13 protein-coding genes are annotated in these 15,306 nt (G+C 52.0%); 6 read left to right on the top strand and 7 right to left on the bottom strand.

The window, feature by feature from the left end; all coding sequences use genetic code 11:
* The first annotated feature begins 3 nt into the window (after positions 1 to 3).
* A complete protein-coding gene (gene nrdG, locus DYE26_RS30240; protein ID WP_036620256.1) occupies positions 4 to 522 on the top strand; it encodes an anaerobic ribonucleoside-triphosphate reductase activating protein in 519 nt (172 codons plus the stop codon).
* 412 nt (positions 523 to 934) lie between these two features.
* Here the strand turns inward: nrdG and DYE26_RS30235 are convergent, their stop codons facing one another.
* From DYE26_RS30235 to DYE26_RS30215, 5 genes are all read right to left on the bottom strand, one after another.
* Positions 935 to 1,402, bottom strand: a complete 468-nt coding sequence (locus tag DYE26_RS30235) for a DUF5381 family protein (RefSeq protein ID WP_036620255.1) — start codon at positions 1,400 to 1,402, stop codon at positions 935 to 937.
* 56 nt (positions 1,403 to 1,458) lie between these two features.
* The gene (locus tag DYE26_RS30230; RefSeq protein WP_036620253.1) at positions 1,459 to 1,980 is read right to left on the bottom strand and encodes a YfiT family bacillithiol transferase; all 522 of its coding nucleotides are present in this window, start codon (positions 1,978 to 1,980) and stop codon (positions 1,459 to 1,461) included.
* A 353-nt stretch (positions 1,981 to 2,333) separates the two neighbouring features.
* A complete protein-coding gene (locus DYE26_RS30225; protein ID WP_036620252.1) occupies positions 2,334 to 3,119 on the bottom strand; it encodes a nucleotidyltransferase domain-containing protein in 786 nt (261 codons plus the stop codon).
* Between the two features lie 41 nt (positions 3,120 to 3,160).
* Positions 3,161 to 3,496, bottom strand: coding sequence for a cupin domain-containing protein (locus tag DYE26_RS30220; protein WP_036620250.1), 336 nt, complete (start codon positions 3,494 to 3,496; stop codon positions 3,161 to 3,163).
* A complete protein-coding gene (locus DYE26_RS30215; RefSeq protein WP_036620247.1) occupies positions 3,486 to 4,064 on the bottom strand; it encodes a DUF4269 domain-containing protein in 579 nt (192 codons plus the stop codon). Before DYE26_RS30215 ends, DYE26_RS30220 begins: the two co-directional genes overlap by 11 nt.
* Positions 4,065 to 4,332: 268 nt before the next feature.
* Between DYE26_RS30215 and DYE26_RS34625 the strand changes: the two genes are divergently transcribed.
* Positions 4,333 to 8,568, top strand: coding sequence for a S8 family serine peptidase (locus tag DYE26_RS34625; protein WP_051985299.1), 4,236 nt, complete (start codon positions 4,333 to 4,335; stop codon positions 8,566 to 8,568).
* Positions 8,569 to 8,833: 265 nt separating this feature from the next.
* On the opposite strand, the gene DYE26_RS30205 is transcribed toward DYE26_RS34625, so the two are convergent.
* A complete protein-coding gene (locus DYE26_RS30205) occupies positions 8,834 to 10,207 on the bottom strand; it encodes a transcriptional regulator (RefSeq protein WP_227872927.1) in 1,374 nt (457 codons plus the stop codon).
* A 915-nt stretch (positions 10,208 to 11,122) separates the two neighbouring features.
* A complete protein-coding gene (locus tag DYE26_RS30200; protein ID WP_036620240.1) occupies positions 11,123 to 11,884 on the bottom strand; it encodes a sulfotransferase domain-containing protein in 762 nt (253 codons plus the stop codon).
* A 267-nt stretch (positions 11,885 to 12,151) separates the two neighbouring features.
* On the opposite strand from DYE26_RS30200, the gene DYE26_RS30195 reads away from it, so the two are divergent.
* Genes DYE26_RS30195 through DYE26_RS30180 form a run of 4 tightly spaced genes read left to right on the top strand, consistent with a single transcriptional unit; the run spans position 12,152 to position 15,264 of the window.
* Positions 12,152 to 12,802 carry a DUF1796 family putative cysteine peptidase gene (locus DYE26_RS30195; protein WP_036620237.1) on the top strand — a complete coding sequence of 217 codons (651 nt, stop codon included), beginning with the start codon at positions 12,152 to 12,154 and terminating at the stop codon, positions 12,800 to 12,802.
* A gap of 5 nt (positions 12,803 to 12,807) precedes the next feature.
* Positions 12,808 to 13,806, top strand: coding sequence for a polysaccharide biosynthesis protein (locus tag DYE26_RS30190; protein WP_036627650.1), 999 nt, complete (start codon positions 12,808 to 12,810; stop codon positions 13,804 to 13,806).
* A gap of 13 nt (positions 13,807 to 13,819) precedes the next feature.
* Positions 13,820 to 15,055 carry a glycosyltransferase family 4 protein gene (locus tag DYE26_RS30185; RefSeq protein ID WP_036620234.1) on the top strand — a complete coding sequence of 412 codons (1,236 nt, stop codon included), beginning with the start codon at positions 13,820 to 13,822 and terminating at the stop codon, positions 15,053 to 15,055.
* Positions 15,052 to 15,264 carry a hypothetical protein gene (locus DYE26_RS30180; RefSeq protein ID WP_036620231.1) on the top strand — a complete coding sequence of 71 codons (213 nt, stop codon included), beginning with the start codon at positions 15,052 to 15,054 and terminating at the stop codon, positions 15,262 to 15,264. The genes DYE26_RS30185 and DYE26_RS30180 overlap by 4 nt, the downstream gene beginning before the upstream one ends.
* The last annotated feature ends 42 nt before the right edge of the window (positions 15,265 to 15,306 follow it).

The raw sequence follows: 15,306 nt of genomic DNA, 5'->3' as shown, positions 1-15,306 counted from the left end.
CCTATGCATATCGCGGACTATAAGAAATTCGACGTGCTTAACGGAAAAGGGCTGCGCAATTCCCTGTTCACCTCCGGCTGCACCCATCATTGCAAAGGCTGCTTCAACGCGGCCACCTGGAATTTCGCTTACGGTGTCCCCTATACACGGGAATTCGAGGATCAGGTCATCGCCGATTTACAGGTGGAGGACATCCGGGTGGCGGGCCTGTCCATCCTCGGCGGCGAGCCGTTTCAGAACGTGGACGGGCTGCTCGGTTTGGTGCGGCGGGTACGGGCGGAATGCCCGGGCAAAGACATCTGGATCTGGTCGGGCTACACGTTTGAGGAGATCCTCGCCGACGCCTCCCGCACGGAGCTGCTCGCCTATTGCGATGTGCTGATCGACGGCCGGTTTATGTTGGAGCGGCGCAATCTCAAACTAAAATGGAGAGGTTCGGAAAATCAGCGGGTGCTCGATGTCCGGGAGAGCTTGCGGGAGCGGGCGGCTGTCTGGCTGAAGTCGGAACGAGACGGTTTGTGAAGCTGGGGAGTTCATGCTGTAATGCAGGGAATACATGCTGTAAAGTAGGGAAATATGTGCAAAAAACAGGCGACCCGGCCTAAGAAGAAAAAGAAGCGACTCCAGCGAAAAAATAAGAACAATTATGGTCGTTATTTCGGCGAAAGCCGACCATTTGAGAGAAATAGGGGCATTTTATGCCGCTATTTTCCCCGGTTGCAAGGAAATGCCCTTGTTCTGGACCATCCATAGGAAAATAAGTACATAAAATGCCGCTAGTGAGGATCAATCTGCCAGGGCCCGGATAATAAGTACATTAAACGCCGCTATTTTGATGGCCGAAGACCGAAGACCGACGGCCGACGGCCCGCCTGCCGGCCGTTCCCGCAGCCGGCGGCCAAGCGCCGATTTCAAAGATAGGCGGTTTAGCGGACTATTCTTTTCCGTTTCGGCTGATCAGGCCGCGCAAAAGCTTCATGACCGCGTGGATTTCGGTATCGGTCAGCAAATAATAAGTGCTCACGGTCCAGGTTTCCTTGTTCTTAAGGTGAAAAATCAATTCCGGGAACTGAGGGAGCAACCACTTTCGGATCGAGGGACCATTGTAGCTGATGCCCGAAATGTCCGGCCAAGCGACGGTGCGCGTTCCATCCGAAATCGTTCGCTGATCATAGGTGAGCAGGCGCGGATCGGACCGCAGAGCTCTGGGGAAGCACGCAACGAAATAGCCCCCGAAAAACGGCAACCCGATTATGGCCGAAGTGATGCAAAAAAACAGGCGGACCGGGCTAACATCTATAAATATAGCCGCGTACAGCAAAAACAGACAGACGAGGACAAAAAGCAAGCTGCCCAGCGTTTTGCCCCATGCCACGGATTTCCGGTAAGAGATCGTCTTCATTGTCCAACGCCTTCCAAAGTCTTCGGGATTCTCCGTTCCCGTTCTGTCTATAGTGTCTAAAGAACCAGCCTCGTTCTTAATGACGTAATATGAGCCAGATGATGATTGCCGTGCCAGGCGTAAGTGCCGAGATTATAAGCCAGACTGGTTGTTGTGCCCGATTCGGGATGCTGGAATGTCCGCTCGTAATCCGCTTCGCTCAGCGCTTTCAGCAAAATCACCCATCGCTGGTGCAACGCCTCAAGCAGGGCCAGCGAAACCCCAATATCCGCCATGGAATCCGGCAGCTCCGCCCACCGGTCTTCGAAATAGGGGCGAATCGTCGGGTTGTCTTCCGTCAACGCCAGCTTAAACCGCGTATAAGCGTTGATATGGCTGTCGGCCACATGGTGCACGACCTGCCGCAGCGTCCAACCTCCCTCCCGGTATGGCAGGTTCAATTGATCCTCGCTAAGCCCTTCGACCGCCTGCCTCATTCTCGCGGGCAGGGTCTCGATTTCCCGGATCCATTGCTCCCGCTGGGCGGTGGAAATTTTCCCCGTAAATTCAAATTTGCCGATCGGATATCTATAGTCCATTCCTCGCTTCGCCTCCTTTATTAATGATTTTATGTATACCCTAATTTACCGCCGCTGTCGATACTATTGATGAAAAATTTGGCGTCCCTTTTTCTGATCACAAGCTCTGCCTGGACTATAGCCTGGGCTGGATTAGCGTTTGAATATAGCGGAACTTTATGTTCTTATTTTCCGAATTTGCGCACGCTTGTTACCATTAGCGGAATTTTATGGTCTTATTTTCCAACGGGTAGGGTAAACGGGGGCCATGTCCCTGCGATTCAGGGAAATAGCGCCATAAAATTCCGCTATTATATTTAAAATATATGATCGCGCCGAAATAGAAACATTTTTTTCCTTTATTTTTCGCTAAGCTAGATATCGTTGACCGGAGTATAGCCGTGCAGCCAGTTCAATTCGCTGTCCTCCATAAACCGCGACGGCCAGCTTCGTCCGTCGCTTCCCCAATCGGTAAACGTCTTGACGGACTGGTAAAACTCCTCGATATGATCGGCCGTCGGCGCTTTAAGCATCCGGTCGATTAACCCCAGCAAATCGTGCGGTTTATGCGGCGCATTTTCCAGTACTTTCAGGAACCATTTGTGATAAGGGTAGAGCATTTCGTTATGCGCCAAAATCAAACGTCCGCCGAACAGCACCAAATTGTTGACGGAATGCTGCAACAAATAAAGGTTATCATGCTTGAATGCCTCCGCGGAGTACCATTTCCACGCCTCCAGTTGGGCCAAAAAGCGGGCTATGTTTTCCTGCTTCCGTTCCACCGGATACCGGACAATCTCCGCGAGCAGTTCTTCCAGCCCGTCCACCTTCGAAAAAAAAGGGATCGCCCCCTCAAAAGCAAAGCGGGCAGGCTCGCTCCCTTTCTCCACCACCTGTTGCAGGAAGCCGTAGGAGATGTATTTTCCATCTACATAGCCGGATTCATATTCCGTCACTTCATTCTCCCAATAGGTGAGCTCGCCGGTACTCAAGCGCCGGGCGTATTCCTTGTCGGACACGACCATCATTACGTCTACGTCCGAGGAAGCTTTGGCGAATCCATGCGCAATCGAACCCGATATCAATAAAGCCAAAATGTCCTCTCTGTCGGCCAGCTTGGCTTTGAGCTTTTCGATGGACTCGGCGTGATGCTTGAACATTTCCCATTCCTCCTTTTAACTCCCGCATAAAAAATTATGAATCAAGCCTGCACCCGGTCGTTGCGCGTATTCGGCTGCGAATAGACGAGGAACTCGAGCGGGTGCTCTGATTTGTTGAACACCTGATGTGGAGTTCCCGGCCGGACCTCGATCCCTTCATGGGCTTGAAGAAGATGTTCCGTTCCGTCGACTTCAATGTGCATGTATCCGGATAATACGAAGAAAAACTGGCTTGCTTTGATATGAAAATGCCTGGTTTCACGGGTGTTTGGGGGCATTTTTTCGTGAATGACGCTCATTTCTTCCCGGTCCACCAGTCTCCATCCGTCGCAGCGTTCCCCCCAGATGTAATGCTCCGCGTTGCTTTTACTGATCATGCATACCACCCCTACTTACAAATTCGGCCAACCTCCGGTCCTCCCAATCGTACAACTCCAGCAAAGCGGCATAAGGGTCACCGGGCAACCCAAGCCAATCGGCAAACGCCGGCTCCGTTTTCATGCCCTGCCACCTTCTCTTGCGAATTTCCCGTGGCCCAGCGGGTCCGGCCATTTCCAAAATACGATGCTCAACCACCATATGTTTATAGGCATTTTGCCCGGTGACCGGCACGGACTGGCCAAAAATTTCGAACGGGAACCCGCCGGCCGCAAAATTCGCTACCGTCCGCATCATACCGTTGACAGTTTTCGACTTGCACCGGAAATCCTCGTACCTGCCAAACATTAGCTGCACGTCTCTCTGAAACTTGCCGTGGTCGTAAACCTCGCAGATGATGTCCAGATCGCTGGCCGGCAGGTCGATGCCGAGCGGAATCGTTCCGGCCAATACGGGATGGAAGGGTGCGAGCAGGTCCATAATCTTCAGGTCCGTCATTATCTTGTAAGCCTCTCGCTGCCTTGGGTTTCCTTCCAGCAAATATGCTATCGTCGAAAAATCTCGCATCGGGCGCTGCCCTCCCTAAAAGCTAGATTCACGGAACACTTTGTACCATTTCAGTATACCATTCTCCGCCTACTCTATCTTTTCAGAAACGTACCTAGAGTGATATAGTTAATTTAGCTTACAGATGGTAGAATCTTCTTGAATTTCTACTATATTCACATATAAGAAGGGGGGGCATTGAGTTATACCCGGTCCCATCGGCTTCATGCATGTGTAATAACCGCAACGCTCGTGAGTAACCAATTTTTGTTTCTGGGAGGAGATAGAGTTGATAAGCAGAATTCGTTTTCGTATATGGCTCATCTATTTGCTTGCCCTGGGGCTGACCGCCACAGGAGCTTTCCCCGGTACAACCGCAGCTTCGGGCTCGGCGCCCTTGCCGTCAATCGGTCAGGTTTCAACGTCCGCAACAGCAACAGCTTCGGAACCTCTCATATCGCCTCATATCGATACGTCATCCAAGGAACCGGTCAGAATTATCGTTCAGCTTGACGGCCAACCTGCCGCGGCCGGAAAATTTGCAGCCAAAGCCGGCATGCGTTCCTTGGCTGCAGTAACGACGGAAGCTACGGTCAACAAAGAACAGCAGAAATTTTTACATACCGCAGCCGATCAAGGCCTGGATCTGGACGTCAACTATCAGTACGACACCGTGCTCAACGGTTTTGAAATTACGATTCCGGCCAATGAAATCCCGAAGCTGGCGGACATCCCCGGCATCAAATCGATCCATGAGAACAGCACATGGTATCCGGTTCCGCTGGAAACGGCTGCAATAGAAGAAGGCGCTCCGTTCGAAATCAATCCGATCAAGCAAATCGGAGCCGACCTTGCATGGGAAAAAGGGCTTACAGGAAAAGGCCTGAAGGTCGGGGTGATCGATACCGGCGTCGACTACCTGCATCCCGATATCGCAGGCGCTTATAAAGGCGGCTATGACTCGTTTTACAACGACAACGACCCTTATGAGGAACCGCCGATCCCCATAGAAGATGATCCGCTGGGCACAGGGTTTGAAGGGACCTCGCACGGCACCCATGTGGCCGGAACGATCGTAGGGCGGGCCGCCAATACAGAGAGCGACGTCGTGCAAAAAGGCGTTGCTTACGAGGCTGAGCTATACGCCTATAAAGTGCTGGGAAGAAGCCAGGAAAATCCTTCCCAAACCAGCGGCTCCTCCGCGCAGGTGATCGACGGCATTGAACGGGCGGTCAAGGACGGGATGGATGTGATCAACCTGTCGTTAGGCTCCGACTCCGAAAAAGACGTCAATTCGCCGGATGCCGTCGCCATCAACAACGCCGTATTGTCGGGCGTCGTGGCGGTCGTCGCCAACGGCAACGCCGGGCCGGGGTATTACAGCATGGGCTCGCCGGCTACGGCTCAGCTGGCGATTGCGGTCGGCGGCGTAGACACCGACAGTCTGCATTATTCGGGCACCCTGACTTCCAAATTTGCCGATTTATCCGAATCGCCTGATTCGCCGGGCTCCGCTTCGTCCACGGCCACTTCGGCAACTTATGCAACCTATAATTTTAACGTCATGGCATGGGAAACGATGCAGGATGATTTTCGCAACATTTTGGGTACGAAGCCACTGGAGGTCGTCTATGCCAACCTGGGCAGCGATGAAGACTACGCGGACTTGGATGTCAAAGGCAAAGTGGTTTTGGTTTCCCGCGGCGCCCAACCTTTTGCCTACAAAATCGCCAACGCCAAGGAGCACGGAGCGGTCGCTATCGCCATTTTTAACGGCACGGCTGACGCCAGCGGCAAAAATGCCGAGTTAAGCGATGCAATCCCGGATGAGTACGACGGGCATATCAACCTGCCTCAAGGCGATTCTTTTGGCTATATTCCGACCTTTGACCTCAGGGGACAGGACGGACGCGCGATGGCCCGGGCCTTGACGGAAAATGACGGACTCGCCCTGAATTTTACCTTCAGCGGAGAGTATCCGTCGGAAATCGTTCCGGGAGACTCCTTGTACGCCTATAGCTCTTGGGGGCCAAACGCCGACGGCGACCTGAGCATCAAACCGGACATCCTCGCCCCTGCCGTCAACATTAGGTCCAGTTATCCGGCCTACGGCAAACTCGTGGAGGGCGCCGCGTACGACCAGGCTTATATGCGCAGCAGCGGCACCAGCATGGCGGCTCCGCATGTGGCCGGTTTGACGCTGCTGCTCCTGCAGGAGCATCCGGATTGGACGCCTTTTGACGTTCGCGCGGCATTAGCTAATACCGCCGATGTATTGGAAAACGGCGACGGCGGCTTGTATAAGGTATATCAGCAAGGGGCCGGGCGCGCCAATGTGGCAAACGCGGTCGAGACGCCCGCTTTGCTGCAGGCCGTTGAGCCGATCACGATCCTTGATCCGAATTTCAACCGCAAAAATGTCGTGAACTATAACTCATCCGCAAGCCTCGGCGTCGTTGCTCCCGGCTCGAGCCAAACCGATGTCCTGCAGCTGAAAAATACGTCGAACCAAGAAGTCAGTTATGAAGCATCTGTTGTGTGGCACGGCGGTCATGACGGCGTGGAGGCCGCGCTTGACCTAACTGCGTTGACCGCCGCCGCCGGGGAGAACGCTACGTTCCAGTTGACCTTAACGGCGGCTTCCGATGCCGCAAGCGGATTTTATGAAGGACAGGTCAACCTGGCGAATCCGGGCTTGCCGGAGCTGCATCTGCCATTTGTGGTTTACGTCGATAAGCAGCCGCCGGCGAACGGATTCGGCATTCAGGAGGCCAAGGTTACGAACTCCATCGTTTACCCGAACCGCAGCACGCAAAAATCGACCGATTTGAGCTTTAAACTGACGGCCGCGGATACGAATTTTTTACAAATTCGCGTGTACAATGTGAATGACGAACTGCTCGGGCTGATCGGGGATCAGGTTACCGAGGACATTAACGACCGTTTTGTGCCAGGGGTTTATACCTTCGAAGGAATCGGCAGCGCGTATTACCCCGTCGACGCGAACGGCAATTTGATCCTCGATGGTCAAGGCCAGCCGGTCACCCGGCACCTGAAGGACGGCATTTATAAAATTTGGATTTACGCTCTTCAGTTGGACAGCAACTATCAAATAGCCGTGAGAAAGGATGGCACGGCAATTATGTACAACAACGTCAACTCCTTCCGGGTGGACAACTCCACGGGAAGCAACGGCGGTGGCGGTGGTGGAAACGGCGGCGGCGGTGGCGGCGGTGGCCGCGACAAAGGCAATAGTTCCGTGACGAATCCGGCTGCTCCCGCCGCACCTTCGGCAAGCTTGAGCGCCGTAGCGGAAGCTGTCATTGCCCCGGGCCATAAGCAGGTAAATCTCACCGCCAAGACGACTGCGGACGGCGGCGTCACGGCAGCCACGGTGGGGGACAGCGAACTGAGCGCCGCGCTGGCTTCGGCCGGATCCGGCTCGCCGGCCGCGATCGTGCTTAGCTTGCCGGGTACAAACGTGACAAACGCCAAGGCGTCGTTCACAGCCGGGCAAGTCAAGCAGCTGGCCGCCCTGCATCCGCAAAGCGTGATCGTGTTTAGCGCAGCGGGCTCCGCTTTGGCTTTGCCGGTTAGCCTGCTGGGGCAAGCTCCGGCTTCCGCCTGGCTCGATCTGATCATCGAACCGTCCGAATCCGGCAAAGCCGCCTTTACGGAGCATGCTCCCGGAGCAACGGTCCTCGGAACGCCGGTTCTTTTTGCAGCGAACTGGGTTGCCGAGGCCGGAAGCACGCCGCTCAAGGTGCCGGCCGGCACCTTCATCAAGCGGGCGTTCACCGTACCGGGGCAAATTGAGCCGGGCACGGCCGGAGTCCTTTATGAAGAGAACGGTGAAGTCAGACCGGTCGCTTCGGTATTCACGGCCCGGGAAGACAAGACGACGCTGGTCACGGTAAACCGCCCTGGATTTTCCATGTACGCCGCCGTCACACGTACGATTCAATTCGATGATATTGGCGGTTCGCCTGCAGCGGAGCATATTCAGGCGTTGGCAAGCAAGTTCATCATTGAAGGAACTTCCGCCGGCAAGTTTTTGCCAAACGGCAACTTGACCCGCGCGGAATTCACATCCCTGCTTGTACGGGCGCTGGGCCTTAAAGCGCATGGCACTGCCGCCCGGTTCGGCGACGTGAAGACGACCGACTGGTTCGCCGAAGATATCGCCGCCGCTAATGAAGCCGGCATCATCCACGGCAAAAGCCAAAACGTGTTTGCTCCCGGCGCAAGCGTAACGCGTCAGGAAATGGCGGCGATTCTGGCAAGAGCTTTGACGTTTACGGGAGCCAAGCTGCCGCAGGCCGATTCGCCGGCCGCCGCTTACACCGATGCGGCGGAAATTGCCGATTACGCCAAAGACAGCGTTGGGGCGTTAACGGCCGCCGGTATCATCGGCGGTGTGGACGCTGACGGCGGAACCTACTTCCGCCCGAACGTCACCGCCACGCGCGAAACTGCCGCCTCGGCGCTGTATCTGCTGCTCAGCAAGGCGGGCTTGTCCGATTAACAACCGGATTCCGGCCAGGTAAGCGGCAATAGATTAACGGGAAAAGGCGATGCAGAAAATCATCTGCATCGCCTTTTCTTTATTTTTCAAGCAAGTACTTTAGGGACGGCCTTATAACTCATAACCGGATATATCGAGATTAATGAAATCTACGCACCACCGTGTTGACCATAGGTTATGACAGTAGGTTGATGAATAAAACTTGCGTCGGAAATAGCAAAAACTAAAAATACAAGCATAGCCGCTGCGATAGCTATTTTATTCTTCATACGACCTGACGCACCTCACTAACTATGTTCTTGTACTTTAAACATAATTCTTCAGACGCTATGTGTCTAACTTGTTCAAATAAAACCATAAACTTAATAATACTATCTTCTTTATTAATCATAACTGAATTTTCCAGACCCGGCATCATATATTTGAATCCGTTTTCGTAATCACCTTTACGCACATAATAATAAGTAAGATCGTACAAAAACTTGTTAAAGTAATCAGGTATCACCTGACTCATATAAAAATCATTTGTTTGCTGACGTTCATAAGCTTCTATTTCCGAACTAAATTGTTGGAGGATATGATCCACATCCATTTGATGTCGGTTAGCTGCATACAAAATATTAAATAATCCCTGTAGAATCTCTACCGGGTGTTGACGGAGATACTCTACATATTCCGGCAAAACTCCGATATCGCCTCCCATAAGTTTATTGGCATAGGTATTGGCCTGCGACCACTTTTGAAATAAATCCAACCAGTGCTTGGTATCCGCATCCGTTTCTCTTACCCAGCTTAAATCCGCGTATTCATAAGTATATTGCAGCGCTTTTTCAAAATCATTCCTACCTTCACAAACATCAGCACATAACAGTTTGGCATAGGCAATGTATACAAACAGCGGCCTGCTTAATTTGCGCTGCATTTCCTGAAATTTTGCCGCGGATCGTTTTTCGTTAAAGTATAATATTTTTGCTTTATGCTCCATCTCATGGGCTAATGCTTCAACTCGATCCCATTGGCGAACGGAACGATACAAGTTGGCCAAATCCTTCAGGGCATCCAGCTGCCGGACTTCATCCAGCCGGTCAACGAAGGGTTCAAATTGGTAGGCAAATTTGAGATTCCGCACTTGGTCTTCCCCGATCCGGATTTTGAACAGCCGATATTCACATAAGGCCAAGCGTTCTGAATACTGCCTTTTTTCGCTCATGGCCACATTTTCATACAGTATTTCCGCTGCCGCATAGTTGCCGTTTTCGAACAACTCTTCCGCCATATCAAATAACGGGGTGGTATACGTCAAATCATCTAATAATAAACTTACTGTTTCCCGGATACAGTCCAACTTGCCTATTTCCGCACATTTACGAAGGAAGGGACCAATCCTGCGCCAGTTGGGATCGAGATCTTGGAGATATTCATGAATATAGTTTTCATAAAAGTGTCCTTTGGGGAATCCCAATACTTCCGTAATCCGATCCAAATGATCGGCGGTTAGCGTTCGAGCACCATTTAACAAATAACTGCACGTTCCTACGTTAATATCCAGTTTCAAAGCAAACTGTCTTGTGTTTAAATAATTTTGTTTCATATATAACAAAACTTCTGCAAGTATCGTAGATGAGTTCAATTTAACCACTCCTTCCTATTTGTAATGGAGGATAAAATCCACAATATTGTTCGTATTGGAATTTTATGTATATTACAACTATATGCTTTTTTTTGGATACGGTCAATTGACTCTCCGAAACTCGTAGTCTACGACAGGCCTGTTGCATTAGGAATATTTTTGGGATTTTGTTCAATCCAATTTAAAATATTCCCATATCATAATCGGCCTGTTCAAAGAAAAGGAAAAGCGTTATATCTCTTCAATTCAATATCCAAATCCACTGGTGTATCGTCTATTATTCCTGGAACATATGGCTTACTGTAAAGAAAATCTTTATTCATATATTCACCCTACTTTCTATGAGCGTTATATTCCCCACCTATTTTTTCGGCAACTCTGTCAAATAGCATTGGCTAAAGGATCATTTCTTAGTTCTTTTTAAACATTTTGCACGATTATCCCGTTTGATCCGGAAGCAGAGAAGAAAATAGGTTTGGGAGAAGCAGATATGTTCGAGATCGTTAGACAGGTTTGTGAGAAGGAGGTTTAGGAAAGTTGATGCAGACCTGACGGGAGGCATGGGGGCAAGACACCGGGAAAAATGAAAGGACGTGACTAGCCCCAACTCTCCCCCATGAGCAAAAGGGATAATCGTGCAAAGCAGCATGCAGGGATACCAAGACACGAACGCTATCATAATTTATTTTGTCAAGCACTGATCTCGGTTTTGAGCCATCTTTATACTTACTTAAGTTTATAGACTACTCGCCGGCCATTGGATCCATACAAGAGTCTTACGGTTTTGACGGCATATTTCAGTTTGCAATTTAAACAAATGCCCGACTGCACTTCCGGTTAAATAACCGTAATTATCGATATAGTCCTAAAAAACAGGCCTTCCCCTCGCCTGCAGGAAGGCCACCTCATGGTCCGCTTCTTTTTTCACCAATCAAAATCCTGTTCATACCCCAAGTAAATAAGCAGTTCGCCCGCAACCTTTTTGAATGCGGCTATCGTCTCTGGGGTGTACGCCTTTTTCCATCTCCCTGGCGGCAAATGATGTTTAGGCTTCACCAGTTTCAAGCGGCTGATCCGCTGGAGATACTGCTCCTTCGTGAACTTCCGCCCCCCCTCCTGAAGATCGGGCCACACATAATCCACGACCCGCGCAAGCTCGCCGTGCAGCAGCTTGGGATCGCCGGCGGCCTGTTCATAACGAATCGTCAAGGTACCGGGATCGTCCATCCACCGCAAATACCGGTTGTAATGCTCATTGATGTCCCCATAGCCAATCTGCACCTCTCCGTACTGCTTGGAGACGGCCCGGCTTTCCATAAAACCGTTAATCATCCGGAGCAGACGCTCATCCATCGATTTAAAATGCTGGCGGAAATATGATTGATGCGGATGTTCGGGGTTCCTCAAAATGGAGAGAAGCATGCTCAAGATCATGTCGCGCGGATCCCTCACCATAAATATCCGGCGAACTCGCTGCGCATCCAAAAACCGCTTTATCGTCTCACTGTGGTAGAGGTGCCCCGAGCGGATTTCCCCGGATTTCAATTTCAACAGCTCTTCTTGAACGTCCCCCTCCCACTGGTTCACCCATTCTCCCTTGCGCAGGGGCAGCAGCTGCGCCAGCAGGTAATTCATCTCTCCAAGACCGGACTCCGGAACCCCGATCACAAGTAATTTTACCGGCATCCCTATCGCCAACTCCTTTCTTTTCCGTGTTCTCTATTAATCTATGTTTCTATCGAACTGCCGTGCTTGTACGCTTATCTCTGAAAATCAAAAACTAGTAATTTTTTTAAAAGTTCATATGAGCACCCAAGCAGATGCAGAGAATCTTGCATTTCATAGTATCAGAAAACGATAGAGCGAGGTGAGCGTGATAGAGCGGGAAACAGATTCATAGAAAAGCAGGTTGGCAGGAGCAGAATTCACGAAACAAGGAAAGGAGATGAAGAGATGAAACTGGCAGATTTAAAAGGCGGCTACGATGCGGTTTTCAGCTTGGGAGACCTATGTTTGTCTTCGCTGCAGCTCGAGAAAAACAATCTCCGTCCCTACGCCGGCGTATTCGACTGGGTGGCTTCGCCGAATCTTGACGATGTCTGCCGGCTGATCGACACCAGGTTCAAAGGATTTATGGAGCTGGAAAATTTACGGGTAGGCGGGGTAACGGAAACCGGGATGATCTGGGTGACGGATGACGCGAATTCCATCATTTCCAGCCACGATTTCGAAGCAGGCAAAAATACGGTCGCCGACCTTGCCGCTTATCCTGAGGTGAAGGCCAAATATGACCGGCGCATCCAGCGGTTTTTGCACAAACTCTCTACGAGCCGGCGGATTTTGTTCGTGCGCACCGAAGGCACTTTGGAGGAAGCCAAGCTGCTGGAGAAGACGCTGCGCCGCGCCGTCAAACACGATTTCCGGGTGCTGCTCGTCAATCACACACAGGTAAGGGGCATCGTAGAACTCAACTGGCCGCTCGAGAAAGTCTGCGCCATTCAGCTGTCCGATCTCGATAAATGGAGCGGCAATGACCAGCAATGGAAACAGATTTTACACGGAATTCGTTACGTATCCAATTTGAACGAGGGGGGAGAACAGTGAGAGACATCATTAAAAACAGCAAAATTTTGGTGACCGGAGGAACCGGTTCATGGGGATACGGGCTGGTGAAAAAGCTTCTGACGTACGAACCGGACCAAATCATCGTATACTCCCGCAACGAATCCCATCAGGTTAAAATGCACCGCGAATTGGCTCATCCGGCATTAACCTTCAAAGTGGGGGATATTCGCGATAAGGACGCGCTTATCGAAGCGTGCGACGGGATCGACTATGTGTTTCACCTGGCGGCCCTGAAGCATGTCGACATTTGCCAGAACCAGCCGCTTGAAGCGCTGAAAACCAACGTACTGGGCGTCCAAAACCTGATCGAGGCGGCGATCCGCGGCAACGTCAAAAAAGTGATCAACGTCTCGTCGGACAAAGCCGCGAATCCGTCCAATTTTTACGGGCTCACCAAATCGATCGGGGAAAAGCTGGTGCTGTACGCCGACTCGGTCAGCACTCATACGAGATTTATCTCCGTCCGCAGCGGCAATGTGATCGGAACGAGCGAAAGTGTGGTGCTGCTGTTCAAAGACCAAATCCGCCAGAACAACTGGATCGGCATTACCGACAAAGCGATGACCCGTTATTTCGTCACCGGCGACGTCACCTTGGAGCTGATGCTGGACGCTTTAACCGACGGGCTCGGCGGGGAAATCTTCCTTCCGGATATGCCGGCCTGCAAAATTACCGACCTGGCGGAAGTCATCGTGGAGAAATACGGCAAACGGGACACGGAGCTTAGGGTTGTCGGCATCCGCCCCGGCGAGAAGCTGCACGAGCACTTGATTTCCGATCATGAGGTGAAGTACACGGTTTTGTACGAAAAAGACGGCAAACGGTATTTCGTGGTCCTCCCCTCCCCGGACAACAAGGAGTTGTCCCGGCATTATGCCGCACACCCCCGGGCTCAGGAGAAGTCCTATTCTTCGAACTCTTCCGGCTTGATGACCAAGGATGAAATCGAACAGATGCTGAGAAACGGCGGATTTTTAAACTGAGGAGGCTGCGAATATGAAAATCCTGTTAGCCACTTACTGGGCCGTTCCTCACGTCGGCGGCGTTTGGCCTTTTATGCAGCAGCTGCAGAAACAACTGCAGGCCCGCGGCCACGAAGTCGATCTCCTTGGGAATGGCGGCGATCCGGGGGACCCTAACGTCTCGATCATCGGCAAAGCCAAGTTCCATAAAAGCAAAGTTCGTCCGCTGCTTGCGGAAAAATTGAGCAAAGAAACTTATCCCTTCATTCACCGGAACCAGCTCGTTTTATATACGGAGCTAGAACGGTACATGTTCGAGTTAGCTGCCGCATATTTAAACGTAGAGCGTTACGACGTCATTCACGCCCAGGACGTCATCGCCTCCGGCTGCATCCAGCGGGTCCGGTCCGGCGGCGCGGCGCTGGTCGCTTCGCTGCACGGCAGCGTGGCCCGAGAAGTGGAGCGCCAATTCGGCACCATTCACAAATCCTCCACCACCCCCGTCGCCAAAGCGTATTTTCATGCGCTTGAACATTTCGGCGCGTCTTCGCCGGAAGCGACCATCGTCGCCAACAATTGGCTCAAAAACATGCTGATCCAGGACTTCAACGTCCCCGCCCAAAAGCTAAGATTGTATCCGTACGGTTACGATCAAGCCGCTTTTACAGACCGGATGAAGCAAGCCTCCGACGTTCGCAAGCCGGCAGGCAAGAAAGTGATTATGTTCGCGGGACGGCTGATCGAGCTGAAGGCGCCGCATCATCTGACCGGTGCGCTCGCCGGACTGAAGAAGCAGCGGAGCGACTGGGTGTGCTGGATCGTCGGCGAAGGGGATATGCAGGTGAAGCTGCGCGCCCAGATCAAAGCGTTGGGCCTGGAGGACGACGTCGTATTCTGGGGAAAACGCCAGGACGTGCCGCAAATGCTGCAGCAGGCCGATATTTTCGTGCAGCCGAGCCTGCTCGACAACCAGCCTTTATCGGTCATCGAGGCGCAGCTTGCCGGGTTGCCGGTGATCGTCAGCGATTCCGGCGGCTTGCCGGAGATGGTGTCCCACGGGCAGACGGGGTTGACATATCCGGTAGGAGACATAGACTCTCTAGGCAATCATTTAAAAATGCTGCTGGAAAACGACGAGCTTCGACTCCGCATGGGGGCGAACGCCAAGCAATGGGCCGCCAGACACTGGGACCTGAATCAGATGGTCGATCATTATTTGGCGGTTTACGAATACGCCATCCAAAAACGCAGAGGAGGCGCACGCGGATGAAAAAACATTCTTTTGTCAGCGGCGACAAATACAGCCGGTGGTTTGCACGCCCGGTCGGCGATACCGAGAAACTTGTGATCGTGGACGGTCAGGTTTGGGACCAAGTCGTATCCTCAGTGCCAAGCGATTACCGGCTTCCGGACCCGGTTACCATCCAGGTGCTGGAACAGGCGCTGCGGGAATTGGACGCCAATGTGAAAGACAATTGACACAGGTAGTGAAAAAAAGGCAATAGCGGCCCCCGTCCGCGA

It is taken from the genome of Paenibacillus macerans (genome assembly GCF_900454495.1).
Taxonomy (GTDB): Bacteria; Bacillota; Bacilli; order Paenibacillales; family Paenibacillaceae; genus Fontibacillus; species Fontibacillus macerans.
The sequence above is the reverse complement of the archived record's forward strand: the minus strand, read 5'-3'. Positions and strand labels throughout refer to the sequence as shown.

Excerpts from the sequence above, each read along its gene's own strand:
- nrdG (WP_036620256.1), top strand. The coding sequence starts at position 4 with ATGCATATCGCGGACTATAAGAAATTCGACGTGCTTAACGGAAAAGGG.
- DYE26_RS30235 (WP_036620255.1), bottom strand. The coding sequence starts at position 1,402 with ATGAAGACGATCTCTTACCGGAAATCCGTGGCATGGGGCAAAACGCTG.
- DYE26_RS30230 (WP_036620253.1), bottom strand. The coding sequence starts at position 1,980 with ATGGACTATAGATATCCGATCGGCAAATTTGAATTTACGGGGAAAATT.
- DYE26_RS30225 (WP_036620252.1), bottom strand. The coding sequence starts at position 3,119 with ATGTTCAAGCATCACGCCGAGTCCATCGAAAAGCTCAAAGCCAAGCTG.
- DYE26_RS30220 (WP_036620250.1), bottom strand. The coding sequence starts at position 3,496 with ATGATCAGTAAAAGCAACGCGGAGCATTACATCTGGGGGGAACGCTGC.
- DYE26_RS30215 (WP_036620247.1), bottom strand. The coding sequence starts at position 4,064 with ATGCGAGATTTTTCGACGATAGCATATTTGCTGGAAGGAAACCCAAGG.
- DYE26_RS30200 (WP_036620240.1), bottom strand. The coding sequence starts at position 11,884 with ATGCCGGTAAAATTACTTGTGATCGGGGTTCCGGAGTCCGGTCTTGGA.
- DYE26_RS30195 (WP_036620237.1), top strand. The coding sequence starts at position 12,152 with ATGAAACTGGCAGATTTAAAAGGCGGCTACGATGCGGTTTTCAGCTTG.
- DYE26_RS30185 (WP_036620234.1), top strand. The coding sequence starts at position 13,820 with ATGAAAATCCTGTTAGCCACTTACTGGGCCGTTCCTCACGTCGGCGGC.
- DYE26_RS30180 (WP_036620231.1), top strand. The coding sequence starts at position 15,052 with ATGAAAAAACATTCTTTTGTCAGCGGCGACAAATACAGCCGGTGGTTT.